7 protein-coding genes are annotated in these 12,576 nt (G+C 66.7%); 2 read left to right on the top strand and 5 right to left on the bottom strand.

Annotated features, from left to right (window positions below; genetic code table 11):
• Positions 1–35: 35 nt before the first annotated feature.
• The 4 genes from ASF04_RS20170 to ASF04_RS20155 are packed head-to-tail and all read right to left on the bottom strand — an operon-like array spanning position 36 to position 7,558.
• Positions 36–1,103, bottom strand: coding sequence for a LacI family DNA-binding transcriptional regulator (locus ASF04_RS20170; RefSeq protein ID WP_056145958.1), 1,068 nt, complete (start codon positions 1,101–1,103; stop codon positions 36–38).
• Between the two features lie 22 nt (positions 1,104–1,125).
• Entirely contained in the window at positions 1,126–3,330 is a 2,205-nt protein-coding gene (locus ASF04_RS20165) for an alpha-glucuronidase family glycosyl hydrolase (protein ID WP_082488888.1), read from the bottom strand.
• Positions 3,331–3,354: 24 nt separating this feature from the next.
• Positions 3,355–6,225: a glycosyl hydrolase 115 family protein gene (locus tag ASF04_RS20160; protein ID WP_056145772.1), complete on the bottom strand. Its 2,871-nt coding sequence runs from the start codon at positions 6,223–6,225 to the stop codon at positions 3,355–3,357.
• Between the two features lie 43 nt (positions 6,226–6,268).
• Positions 6,269–7,558, bottom strand: a complete 1,290-nt coding sequence (locus ASF04_RS20155) for an SGNH/GDSL hydrolase family protein (protein WP_229205136.1) — start codon at positions 7,556–7,558, stop codon at positions 6,269–6,271.
• A gap of 51 nt (positions 7,559–7,609) precedes the next feature.
• On the opposite strand from ASF04_RS20155, the gene ASF04_RS20150 reads away from it, so the two are divergent.
• Together ASF04_RS20150 and ASF04_RS20145 are read left to right on the top strand one after the other, a co-directional pair.
• A complete protein-coding gene (locus ASF04_RS20150) occupies positions 7,610–9,010 on the top strand; it encodes an enolase C-terminal domain-like protein (protein ID WP_056145769.1) in 1,401 nt (466 codons plus the stop codon).
• A gap of 39 nt (positions 9,011–9,049) precedes the next feature.
• The gene (locus ASF04_RS20145; protein ID WP_156368714.1) at positions 9,050–11,437 is read left to right on the top strand and encodes a glycoside hydrolase family 3 N-terminal domain-containing protein; all 2,388 of its coding nucleotides are present in this window, start codon (positions 9,050–9,052) and stop codon (positions 11,435–11,437) included.
• Here the strand turns inward: ASF04_RS20145 and ASF04_RS20140 are convergent.
• Positions 11,418–12,554, bottom strand: coding sequence for a LacI family DNA-binding transcriptional regulator (locus tag ASF04_RS20140; RefSeq protein ID WP_056145763.1), 1,137 nt, complete (start codon positions 12,552–12,554; stop codon positions 11,418–11,420). The genes ASF04_RS20145 and ASF04_RS20140 overlap by 20 nt on opposite strands.
• Positions 12,555–12,576: the final 22 nt, after the last annotated feature.

The raw sequence follows: 12,576 nt of genomic DNA, 5'->3' as shown, positions 1-12,576 counted from the left end.
CGCTTGCACACGCAGGAGCGGGTTTGTTGCCTGTGCTACATACGCAGACGGGTCACCACTCGCACTGGCGGGCGTATGCGCGGCGCAGCATCGGACTGGCGCCGTATCAGCGCATGGTCCATCACCACCTGCTGCGGCGCGGCCGGGGCGCCGTCGCGGCGGTCGCGGATTTGCCGCACCAGCGCGCGCACGGCCGCTTCCGCCATCTCGGCGATCGGCTGGCGCACGGTGGTCAGCTCGGGCCAGATGGTGGTGGCCAGTGCCGTATCGTCGAAGCCGGCCACCGTCAGATCGCCGGGCACGTCGAGCGCCAGGCGGTGGGCGATGGCCACCACGGCGGCGGCCATGTCGTCGTTGCTGGCAAAGATGGCGGTGGGACGCGGCTCCTGCGCCAGCAGCTGCTCGGCGGCGTCCAGGCCGGAACGGTAGGTAAACAGGCCCTGCACGATCAGCTCCGGCGCCTGCGGCAGGTGGTGCTCTGCCAGCGCATCCTTGAAGCCCTGCAGGCGGCGCGCGCTGGCGGTCTGGTTGGGATGGCCGGCGACAAAGCCGATGCACTGGTGGCCCAATGCGATCAGGTGGCAGGCCATGGCATGCGCCGCCTGGTAGTCGTCGATGCGCACGCCGCTCAGGCGATCGTCGGGCTGGCCGCAGGCCACGGTGACCGCCGGCGTGCCCGATTGCGCCAGCAGGTCCACCAGTTCGGCGATGTCGCACAGCGGCGGCGGCAGGATGATGCCATCGACGCCGTTGTCGATCAGGCGCCGCGCCTGTTCCACGCCGTGTTCGTCGGCCTCGCATTTTTCCACCACCAGTTGCACGTTGTGGGGACTGGCCTGGTTGAGCAGGCCGACCAGGAATTCGCTCAGATAGCCGGCGCTGGGATTGGAGTACAAAAAGCCGATGCGGATGGCCCGCGCGCCGGCCAGGCGCTGGGCCGCCTGGTTGGGCACATAGCTGAGAGCTGTCATGGCGTCGGCCACCAGCTGGCGCGTGGCTTCGCGCACGCGGGTGTCGCCATTGAGCACCCGCGAGACGGTCATCGGCGAGACGCCGGCCTTGCGGGCGACGTCGCTCATGGTGGGATTGGCTTTGCTGGTCATGATGATTGGTGGGGTGAATGGTTCAGCCACGGCCCGGCGCATACGGGAAGTGGATGCCCTTATAGTACTCCAGCGGCTGCGGTGGCGGCGCCACGCCGTCCGGCAAAGGCAGGCCCGACACCGACTGGAAGTAGGCGATACAGGCATTGCGCCACAACTCCGCGTTCTGCACCTGGCGCCGCAGCCGCTGCGCCACTTCGGCATGGCGGCGCGCATCCACCACGCCGCGCAGGGCGTCCCAGCGGGTTTGCAGGTTGCGGGCTGCCGCCATGCCACGGTCGTAGTGGTGGATGATCTCGGCCCACAGCGTGCGGCCCGACGGCATCGCGTACGTCCACGGCAGGTGGTGAAACCACAGCAGGTATTTTTCCGGCGTGGTGCGCGGATCGGCGTACAGGCGAGCGAGCGCCGGCGCATACTGTTCCAGCGCATTGGTGCCGCTGGCGGTGCGGTCGAAACCGATGCCGTCGCGTGCGGCGCGGTGGTAGTACACGGGGTTCCAGTCCGGGCGTTCCAGGTCGTTTACCCACGGCGCCGGGCCGTGGTGGTGGGCCGTGCCCATCATGTGATGCAGTCCCAGCGGCGTCATGTAATCGACCACGGCTTCGCGCGACAGCATCAGCATGTCCACCACCGGGATGGTCACGCGGGCGTCGTTGCCGAAGGTTTGCGCGGCCCACTCGATGGCGATGGCGCGCGCGGAGGCCTGCGGATTCCACGCCAGGCGGCCGAAGGCGTACCAGTTGGCCTGGTCGAAATGATGGCCGGTCCAGTTGCGATCGACACCGATATTGGCCACGCCGGCCATGCCGGTCGCTGCCGGCTGGCCACCGGGGGTATCGGCGCCTTCGATGATCTGCGCCACGGTCGGGCCTTTTCCCGCGCCTTGCTGCATGGTGTCGCTCTCGAGCACCTCTTCGAACATCGTGCCCAGGTAGGCGATGTCGGTGGAAAAGCCCAGGTACTCCTTGGTGATCTGGAATTCCATCATCAGCGGCGTGTTGGGCATGGCGCCGAACAGCGGGTGGAACGGTTCGCGTGGCTGGAAGTCGATGGCGCCGTTCTTCACCTGCACCATCACGTTGGCCGCGAACTTGCCGTCGAGTGGCTTGAATTCTTCGTACGCCTGGCGGGCGCGGTCGGTTTCTTTGCCTGCTTCGGGGGCATAGACAAAAGCGCGCCACATCACGATGCCATGGTGCGGCGCCAGCGCAGCAGCCAGCATGTTGGCGCCGTCGGCGTGGCTGCGATGGTAATCCTGCGGGCCGGGCTGGCCCTCGGAATTGGCTTTGACCAGGAAGCCGCCGAAGTCGGGAATGGTGCGATAGATCTCGTCGGCCTTCTTCTTCCACCATGCCTGCACGGCGGGCGAGAGCGGATCGGCGGTATCGGTCTCCTTCAGTTCCAGCGGCGTGGAAAACCGCGCCGACAGGAACACCTTGATGCCGTAGGGGCGCAGCACGTCGGCCACGGCCGCTGCCTTGGCGATGTACGCGGGCGTGAGCACTTCCGGCTTGGAATTGACGTTGTTGAGCACCGTGCCGTTGATGCCGAGCGACGCATTGGCGCGCGCATAATCGGTATACCGGCTGTCGGTAATCTCGGGCAGCGCCCACCAGTCCCAGATCGACGCGCCCGCGTAGCCACGCTCCACGTGGCGGTCAAGGTTATCCCAGTGATTGAGCAGGCGCAGTTGCAGCTTCGGAGAAGATGCCGCTTCCGGCGCGGTGCCGGCAGCGGTCGCGCGCAGCCAGGCAAAGGCGCCGTACAGCAGACCGATATCGGTGTTGGCGGCGATCAGCGTGACCGTCCGGCCTTGCAGCCGCGTAGCGCGCAGCAAATAGCCTTCGCTGCCAAGCCCGGACAATTCGGCCTTCAGCGCTGCGTCGAGCGCCGGCAGGGTGGCCGTGGTGCCCAGCACCAGCGCGCCGTCGGCAATGGCGGTGGTCTGCTCCGGTGCCGGGCCGCCGCCCATGCCGGCCACGCCGCGTTGCAGTTCGGCGACAGCGGCGCGGGTGGTGGGTGTGCCCGCAGTGGTGAGCACGATGCTGCGCGACTGTGCTTTGAGCTTCACCTGCGCGGCCGGCGCCAGCGGTTGATAGCGCAGCCAGAGCTTGTAGCCATCTTCGTCTGCGGGCGCCTTGACTGTATGAGTGGCGGCGCTGGCCGTACCAAGGCTGGCGGCCAGCAGCAGGGCAGCCAGCACGGTGGTCAATAATTTATGCATTTTGTCTCCGTTTATTTTTTTGGATTACCGTGCGCGTGGACTTTCGGGCGGTCCGAGGTAGCTGTCTTGCAAGCCGCCCGTATCGACCACGATTTTTTGCAGCACCACGCCCGCATCCACCGCCCAGAACTTGAGTGTGTGGCGGCCGGCCGTGGCGATGGTGTGGCGCGAGGTCAGCACGGTGGCGCCGTCCGAGACGCTCTTTTCCCACGCCTGCTCGGAACTGTCTGCGTGCATGTTCACCAGCTGCGGCGCCTCGTCGTCGAACGAGACGGCGTAGCGCAGACCGGCGCCGGGCTGGAATTTCTGGGTAGGCGCCAGCGTGGCGTTTACCACGACTTTGCCGGCGGTTTGCAGGTGCAGCGCGTAGTCGAGCCGCATCTGCGGTGTCTCACCTGACTTCGCATCGACTGGCAGCGCAGTCACGCCGGACTGCGTGCGGCCCTGGCCTGGGATCGTGAGCCACTGGCGGCCGGCCGGTGCCACGGCCCTGGCAAAGTTGGCGGCCTCGATGGACACCACGCCGCCAGTCTCGACGAAGTCGCCTGCCACAGCCCCTTTGACCAGCCGGCGCAGCGGTGCCTTGATCGTGACCTTGGCGCCATTGGGGCCTTGTACCGTCAGCGTCGCATGATCGACGCCGCGCGGCACGTCGGCCCAGCGCACCTTGACGTGTACGCGGCGGTCGCGTTCGACCTGGCCGGCGGGCTGGTCGATCTCCAGCCACGGTGCGCTGGTCGTGATGCGGTAGTCGAACGGCTGCCGGCCGCGATTGAACACCTCCAGGAAGGCCGCCGCACCGGTGATTTCATCAAGGGCGGGCAGGGCCAGCTTGTCGCCGCCGGGTCCCGGCCACACTTGCGCATTGCCTTGCACGGCCACGCCCATGTCGCCCGCCAGCGGCGCCTGCACTTCGCTCACGGCAGGCATCACGTTGCGCGGCGGCTGGTTCCAGTAGGTGTAGCCCAGGTGGGTTTGCGACATCATGTGGTTCCATTTGCCGCCGCTGATGTCCTCGTGATAGCGCCGTGTCAGCTCCGCATCCTGCGCAAACAGGCTGCGCGCCTTGGCTGCCAGGTCGTTGGTCGAGGTGCGGCCCTGCACCGCGTACAGCCGGTTGCGGCCAGCTGTCGTATACAGCTCGTTGACCACGGCGCTCGCTTGCGCCGGATACTGCACCAGCTGGAAGAAGGCATCGCGCTGCGCCGCCGGCAGTTGCGCGGCGATGCGCTCAGCACGCGCGGCAATCGACTGAAACTCGGCCGTTACCCGTTCGGCTTCGTCGTAGTTGACGGGGTGGTAGGTGCCCGGTTCCAGTTGCTCGGGCTTGCGGCGGCCGTTGTAGCGCGCGTAGCTGGCCACGATGTCGGCGATGTCATCGGCGTGCTGTGGGCCGAATTCGCGCGTGGCCCACAGTTTCAGGTACTCGGGCAGGCGCTCTGCCGGCCAGGCGGCGGGGTTCCATGCATAGGTGAGGAAAAACTCGGTGGGCACTTCCATCGGTTTCAGGTCGCCCACGTTGACGATCCAGATGCGGTCGGCCTGGTACTGCCACGCCAGGTGCATTTGCTCCCAGATTTTCGGCAGCGGCGTCACATTGAGCCACTTGTACGAGCGCGGGCCGCCCACGTAATCGAAGTGGTAGTACACGCCCGCACCGCCGGCGCGCTTGCGTTCTTCGGTCGTGGGCAGGCGGCGGATATTGCCCCAGTTGTCGTCGCACCACAGCAGCGTGACGTCGTCGGGCACGCGCATGCCCTTTTCGTAGTAGTCCTGCACCTCCTTGTACAGCGCCCACATTTGCGGCACGGTGGCCGCATCGCGCCCCAGTTCCTTGCTGATGATGGCGCGCTGGTCGGCCACGATGCGTTCGAGCAGCGCCACGTTCGATTCTTCCGACATCGGCTCGTCGCCGTCGCCGCGCATGCCGATGGTGATCATCTTCTCGAAGTCGCGCGTGTTGCGCATGCCGCCGGTCCAGAAACTGCGCAGCACTTTCTCGTTGCGCTGGTAATCCCACGGGCCCTTGCCCTGGCGCGTCCACTCCTTCTGAGCGCGCATCATCGGCTCGTGGTGCGACGTGCCCATCACGATGCCATAGTCGTCGGCCAGCTTGCCGTTGAGTTTGTCGTCGTCATAAAACGCCGAATTCCACATCGCCGGCCACAGGTAGTTGGCGCGCAGGCGCAGCAGCAGCTCGAACACTTTCTCGTAAAAGCGATGGTTGTAGCCGCCATAGGTCTGCTGCACCCAGCCGGTCAGCGCCGGCTGCTCGTCGTTGAGGAAGATGCCGCGATACCTGACCACCGGTGCATCGTGCACGGCCGCTGGCGCATAGGCATACAACGCCGACTTTTTTGGTGGCGGCACGTCCGCCCACCAGTACCAGGGCGATACGCCGATCTGCTCCGACAACTCGTAGATGCCGTAGATGGCGCCGCGCTTGTCGCTGCCGGCAATTACCAGCGCGCGCTCCACGCCGGGCAGGGGCCGCAATACGGTTTGCACCTGCCAGCCTTCCCACTTGCCCTGGATGGCGGCGACATCGAGCTTGCCGGCCGCCACCAGCTTGTCGATCAGCGGACTGCGGCCCACGGTGCCGATGATGATGGCGTCGGCGCCGGCCGGTGCGCCGGTTTGCAGCGCTGGCGTAGCGCCGGTCACGCGGCCGATATCGGCCTGCAGGTCGCGCGCGGCGCGCAGCACGCCGGCATGGTCGGCGGTATCCACGTACAGCGTGGCGGTCTTGCCCGCTTGCGCAATGGCGACCGCGTTGGCGGGAGGGGAATCGAACAGCACCAGCCGTTTCTGGCCCAGTGCCTGGGCGGGCAGGGTGCAGCAGAGCAGGGCGGCGGCCAGGATGGCTCCCGCCGCAGCGATCAATGGTTGTCTCATTATTGTAGTTTTCCGTTTTTATGGTAGGTGGTACGGTGTTGGCTCAGGGCCGACTTCGACATCGCCGTCGTAGCATCTCGAGCGGCACCGCGTCGGCCATGGCGCGGTAGCCGGCCAGCGACGGATGCAGGTGGTCGCCCGAGTCGTACTGCGGCGCCAGCCGTTGCGGCTGCGCCGGATCGCGCAGCGCGGCGTCGAAATCGACCACCGCGTCGAACACGCCGGTATCGCGTATCCACGCATTGAGCTCCTGCCGGTCGGCCTCGTTGGCCGGCTCCGGGTGGTAGTAGTCGCTGCCGACATACGGCGTGACGGTGGCGCCGATCAGGCACACGCCTCGCGCGCGGGCGCGGGTTGCCAGCTGGCGGTGCGCCAGGCGCAGGTCGGCCAGCAGTTGCTGGCGATCGGCCGGCAGGTCGGGCGTGTTGCGGTGCAGGTTGCCCAGGTCGTTGACGCCGATGAGCACCAGCGCGTGGGTAACGCCGGCACGGGCCAGCACGTCGCGCTCGAAGCGCGAGACCACGTTCGGCCCCAGGCCGTCTTTCAACATGCGGCCGCCGCCGATGCCGGCGTTGACCGTACCTATTGGAACATTATCGCGACGCAGGCGCGCGGCCAGCACATCGGTCCAGCGGTCGTTGCCGTCCGTGGTCACGCCATAGCCGTCGGTGATCGAATCGCCGATGGCCACCAGCGCGCCGGCCGCGCGCGGCGCCAGTACATCGACGTCCGCGATCGCGAACCAGCGCGTCACCGTGGCGGCGCCGGGCCAGTCGGCATCCGCCGTGCGGTTGCCGGCGGCGAGGAAGCTGCTGGCGCGCGCGCCGCTATGGCTGGTCTGGCGCGCCGGTTCGCCGGTGAAGTGCAGAGAGATTGCCAGGTCGGCGCCGGCTGGTGCGTCGAGGGAAACCGGATCGCTGTAATACTCGGCGCCGGCGGGGATGGTGACCGCGCTGCGACCATCGAAGGTCAGGACTTGCAATGTGGCGGCGTCGATGGCGGCGCGGCCGGGCGCCACGGCGCGCGCCACGCTGGCCGCATCAACCAGCAGCGGCGCCGTGCCGTATGCATTGGAAAGGCGTACCCGCACCTCGCTGCCGCCGAGCGACAGGTGAACGACCTGGCGGATGCTGGCATCGCGCCAGTTGGCCGCTGGCAGTTCATTGGCGGTTTCCGGCACCATTTGCGCCGTGCCCCAGGAAGCGACCCAGTGCTGGCCTGGGTTGCTGGCGGTGCCCGGCGCCGTGGCGCAGCCGCCGAGCGCACCCACCGTGAAGATGATAGCCACTGCCGCAGCGATCTTGCCGCGCTTGCCTTGTTGACGTGATCCCATAAATCCTTCACACTGAGTAAATGGTAGCGCTAATCATTTTAGGATAAAGGCATGGTACAGGCAACACATTTACCGCATTCCTCCCCACGTTCCACGACACCGGTCGTCACGGCCATGCGCGTAATCCCGGTAGCCGGCCACGACAGCATGCTCCTCAACCTGTGCGGCGCGCACGCGCCTTACTTCACGCGCAACCTGGTGCTGCTGCAGGACAGCGCCGGCCACACCGGCATCGGCGAAGTGCCGGGCGGCGCCGGCATTTTGCGCGCGCTGGAAAATGCCGTGCCGCTGGTGGTGGGCACGCCGATCGGGCGCTACAACCGCACGCTGAACGGCATCCGTGCCGCCATCGTCAACCGCGACGTCAGCGGCCGCCAGTACCAGGTCACGTCCGCCGCCGAAGCTGCAGTGCTCAAGCAGCCGCACGAAATCAATCTGCGCCTCGAGAACGTGATCACGGCGGTAGAATCGGCGCTGCTCGATCTGCTGGGCCAGCACCTGGGCGTGCCCGTGTGCGAACTGCTCGGCGCCGGCCAGCAACGCGACAGCGTGCCGATGCTGGCCTACCTGTTCTACATCGGCGACCGCCGCCGCACCGACCTGCCATACCTGCCGGGTTCCGGTGACGACTGGTACGGGATGCGCCACCAGGAAGCGTTGACGCCGCAGGCGATTGCCGACCAGGCCGAGGCCACGGTGGCGCGCTACGGTTTCCGCGACTTCAAGCTCAAGGGCGGCGTCATGCAAGGCGCGGAAGAACTGGAAGCGATTGCCGCCATCAAGGCGCGCTTTCCCGCTGCGCGCGCCACGCTCGACCCGAACGGCGCCTGGTCGCTGCGCGAGGCGATCGACCTGTGTCGCGGCCAGGGCCACCTGCTGGCGTACGCGGAAGACCCGTGTGGTCCCGAGAACGGTTACTCGGGCCGCGAGACCATGGCGGAATTCCGCCGCGCCACCGGCATCCCTACCGCCACCAACATGATCGCCACCGACTGGCGCCAGATGGCGCACGCGCATTTGCTCGGCGCCGTCGATATTCCGCTGGCCGACCCGCATTTCTGGACCATGCAGGGCTCCGTGCGGCTGGCCCAGTTGTGCGCCGAATGGGGGCTGACCTGGGGCTCGCACTCCAACAACCACTTCGATGTATCGCTGGCCATGTTCACGCACGCGGCAGCGGCCGCGCCGGGCAAGATCACCGCCATCGACACCCACTGGATCTGGCAGGAAGGCCAGGAGCGCCTGACCCGCGAGCCGTTGCAGATCGTCGGTGGTGAAGTACTGGTGCCGGAGCGTCCGGGCCTGGGTGTGGAACCCGACATGGACCGCATCGAAGCGGCGCACCTGCTGTACAAGAAAGTAGCCACGACCGCGCGCGACGATGCGCTGGCGATGCGTTACCTGGTACCTGGCTGGACCTATGCCCCCAATAAACCCAGCCTGGGACGTTGAGCGTTTTGTAGTACCCACATAAAAAATATGGAGACAAGTATGAAAACCAACCGCAGGGACTTCCTGTCCTCGATGACCGGCGTCGCCGGCCTGTCCATGGTGTCGGCGCCGATGGCCTTTGCTGCCACGGCCGTCAATGTACCTTACAAGGACGCCGCCTTGCCGCTGGACCGCCGGGTAAACGACCTGCTGGGCCGCATGACGCTGGAAGAGAAAATCGCCCAGATGCTGTGCGTGTGGCAGAAGAAGACCGAGATCCAGGATGCCAGCGGCGAGTTCTCCGCTGCGAAAGCCAAGCTGGCCTACCCGCACGGCATCGGCATGATCGGCCGGCCGTCCGACCGCCAGCTGGGCCAGGCCGCCGGCGCCGGCGACACCGGCGGCGTCAAGAACCGCACGGCGCTGGAAACGGCCGTGTACACCAATGCTGCGCAAAAATGGGCGGTGGAACAGACCCGCCTCGGCATCCCGCTGTTCATGCACGAAGAGGCGCTGCACGGCTACGTGGCGCGCGATGCCACCAGCTTCCCGCAGGCGATCGGCCTGGCCTCGTCGTTCGATCCGGAGCTCACCAAGCAGGTGTTCAGTGTGGCGGCGCGCGAGATGCGCGCGCGCGGCGCCAACCTGGCGCTGGCGCCCGTGGTGGACGTGGCGCGCGAACCGCGCTGGGGCCGCATCGAGGAGACCTACGGCGAAGACGCCCACCTGTGCGCCGAAATCGGCAAGGCGGCGGTGATCGGCTTTGCCGGCGAAACCCCGGTGCTGGCCAAAGACAAGGTGTTCGTCACCCTCAAGCACATGACCGGTCACGGCCAGCCGGAAAACGGTACCAACATCGGCCCCGCCGAAGTGAGCGAACGCACCCTGCGCGAAGACTTTTTCCCGCCGTTCGAGCGCCTGATCCGCGAGACCAACGTGGCGGCGGTGATGCCGTCGTATAACGAGATCGGCGGCATTCCGTCGCACGCCAGCCACTGGCTGCTGCACAAGGTGCTGCGCGAGGAATGGGGCTTCCAGGGCGTGACGGTGTCCGACTACTTCGGCATCAATGAACTGGTCACGCGCCACAAGCTGGCCGCGGATCCGAAAGAGGCCGGCTACTATGCGATCAAGGCCGGCGTCGATATCGAAACGCCGGACCCGCTGGGCTACCTGTCGCTGGCCGCGCTGGTCAAGGAAAAGCGCGTGGCGGTCAAGGAAATCGACACCGTGGTGCGCCGCATTTTAAAACTCAAGTTCCAGGCCGGCCTGTTCGAGCAGCCGTACGTGGACGCCAACCGCGCCGACAGCCTGACCGCCACTGCCGACGCGGTAGCACTGGCGCGCCTGGCCGCTACCCGCACGCCGGTGCTGCTGAAAAACGACAAGGGCCTGCTGCCGCTCGACGGCAAGAAGGTGGGCAAGGTGCTGCTGCTCGGTACCCATGCCAAGGACACGCCGATCGGCGGCTACTCCGACATTCCGCGCCACGTGGTGTCGGTGTACGAGGGCCTGCAGGCCGAGAGCCGCGCCCAGGGCTTCGAGCTGGCCTACGCCGAAGGCGTGCGCATCACCGAAAGCCGTATCTGGGGCCAGGACGAGATCAAGTTCGTTGCGCCGGAAGTCAATACGAAGCTGATCGCCGAAGCGGTGGCGGCGGCAAAGAACGCCGACACCATCATCATGGTCCTGGGCGACAACGAGCAGACCAGCCGCGAAGCCTGGGCGGACAACCACCTGGGCGACCGCGAGACGCTGGACCTGATGGGCCAGCAGAACGACCTGGCGCGCGCCATTTTCGCACTGGGCAAACCGACGGTGGTGTTCCTGCTCAACGGCCGGCCGCTGTCGGTCAACCTGCTGGCGGAAAAGGCCGACGCGCTGGTGGAAGGCTGGTACATGGGGCAGGAGACCGGCAACGCGGTGGCCGACATCCTGTTCGGCCGCGCCAACCCGGGCGGCAAGCTGCCGGTGTCGATCGCGCGCAGCGTGGGCCAGCTGCCGATCTTCTACAACCACAAGCCGTCGGCGCGGCGCGGTTACATCGACGGCTCGACCAAACCGTTGTTCCCGTTCGGCTTCGGTCTCAGTTACACCACGTTCTCCATCTCGGAACCGCGCCTGAGCAAGGCCCGTATCGGCGTCAGCGAGAGCACCACGGTGGAAGTGGACGTGGCCAATACCGGCAAGGTCACCGGCGATGAGGTGGTGCAGATTTACATCCGCGACGATATCAGCTCGGTCACGCGGCCGGTGCTGGAACTGAAGGCCTTCAAGCGCGTGACCCTGCAACCGGGCGAACGCCGCACGCTGTCGTTCGAGATCAAGCCGGCGGACCTGTCGTTCTACAATGTGCGCATGGAGCGCGTGGTGGAGCCGGGCAGCTTTACCATCCACGCCGGCCCGGATTCGGCACAGCTGAAATCCGTCAAGCTGATGGTGGGGTAGTCGACGCCATTTCCGCGTCCACCGGGCGCGGCGCCTGCGGCGGCAGGAAGTGCGCCGGCGGGCGCACGCGCGGGGCGGCGTCGGACTGGCGCCGGATCAGCGAGAAATTCATCAACAGGTGTTCGGGTTTCAGTGGTGCGCCGTCGCGCCGGCGGCGGATTTGCCGTTGCAGCAGGCGTGCCGCTTCGCCCGCCATGTCGGTGATCGGCTGGTGCACGGTGGTCAATGCCGGCCAGATGGTGGTGGCCAGCGCGGTATCGTCGAAGCCGACCACCGTCAAGTCTCCCGGCACGTCCATGCCCAGCCGGTGCGCCACCGCCACCGTGGCTGCCGCCATGTCGTCGTTGCTGGCGAAAATGGCGGTAGGACGTTCTGCCAGCGCCATCAAGGCTTCCGCCGCCTCCAGCCCCGAACGATAGGTATACAAACCCGGAACAATCAACTCGGGCGCGTTATCGGCGCCGGCTTCCTGCAGCGCGGCCTGGTGGCCGGCCAGGCGCCGCGCACTGGCGGTCTGGTTAGCGTCGCCGGCGATGAAGCCGATGCGGTGGTGGCCGAGGCCAATCAGCTGGCGCGTCATCTGGTACGCGGCCAGGTAGTCGTCGATGCTGACGGAACTGACCGGGCTCACATCGGGATCGGGCTGGCCGCAGGCCACGGTCACCACCGGCGCGCCGGCGCTTTTCAGGCGCGCCAGGATGGCCGGATCGTCGCCGAGCGGCGGCGGCAGGATGATGCCATCGAGGTTGTTGCCGATCAGGCGTTCGATCTGTTCGAGCTGGTGGGCCTGGCCATCGCCCTTTTCCACGAACAGCTGCATATTGTGGATGCTGGACTGGTTCAACAGGCCGACCAGCAAGGCGCTCAGGTAGCCGGCGCTGGGATTGCTGTACAAGAAACCGATACGCATCGGCCGCGCGCCGGCCAGCTTGCGCGCTTCCTGGTTGGGCATGTAGTTGAGCGCGGCTGCCGCGTCGGCGACCTTCTTGCGGGTTTTGGCGTGGACCGTGTCCTTGCCGTTCATGACGCGCGATACCGTCATCGGCGACACGCCAGCCAGCCGCGCCACGTCGTGCATCGTCGGCTGGCTGCGCTCTTCTGGCGCCAATTTATTCATTGCGGGACTACCTTAGCTGGAA

This window comes from Duganella sp. Leaf61 (assembly GCF_001421905.1).
GTDB classification, from domain to species: Bacteria; Pseudomonadota; Gammaproteobacteria; order Burkholderiales; family Burkholderiaceae_D; genus Rugamonas; species Rugamonas zoogloeoides.
The sequence above is the reverse complement of the archived record's forward strand: the minus strand, read 5'-3'. Positions and strand labels throughout refer to the sequence as shown.

What these genes read in the sequence shown, in the direction of transcription:
- ASF04_RS20150 (WP_056145769.1), top strand. Translation starts at nt 7,610, where the DNA reads ATGGTACAGGCAACACATTTACCGCATTCCTCCCCACGTTCCACGACA.
- ASF04_RS20170 (WP_056145958.1), bottom strand. Translation starts at nt 1,103, where the DNA reads ATGACCAGCAAAGCCAATCCCACCATGAGCGACGTCGCCCGCAAGGCC.
- ASF04_RS20160 (WP_056145772.1), bottom strand. Translation starts at nt 6,225, where the DNA reads ATGAGACAACCATTGATCGCTGCGGCGGGAGCCATCCTGGCCGCCGCC.
- ASF04_RS20140 (WP_056145763.1), bottom strand. Translation starts at nt 12,554, where the DNA reads ATGAATAAATTGGCGCCAGAAGAGCGCAGCCAGCCGACGATGCACGAC.
- ASF04_RS20155 (WP_229205136.1), bottom strand. Translation starts at nt 7,558, where the DNA reads ATGGGATCACGTCAACAAGGCAAGCGCGGCAAGATCGCTGCGGCAGTG.
- ASF04_RS20165 (WP_082488888.1), bottom strand. Translation starts at nt 3,330, where the DNA reads ATGCATAAATTATTGACCACCGTGCTGGCTGCCCTGCTGCTGGCCGCC.
- ASF04_RS20145 (WP_156368714.1), top strand. Translation starts at nt 9,050, where the DNA reads ATGAAAACCAACCGCAGGGACTTCCTGTCCTCGATGACCGGCGTCGCC.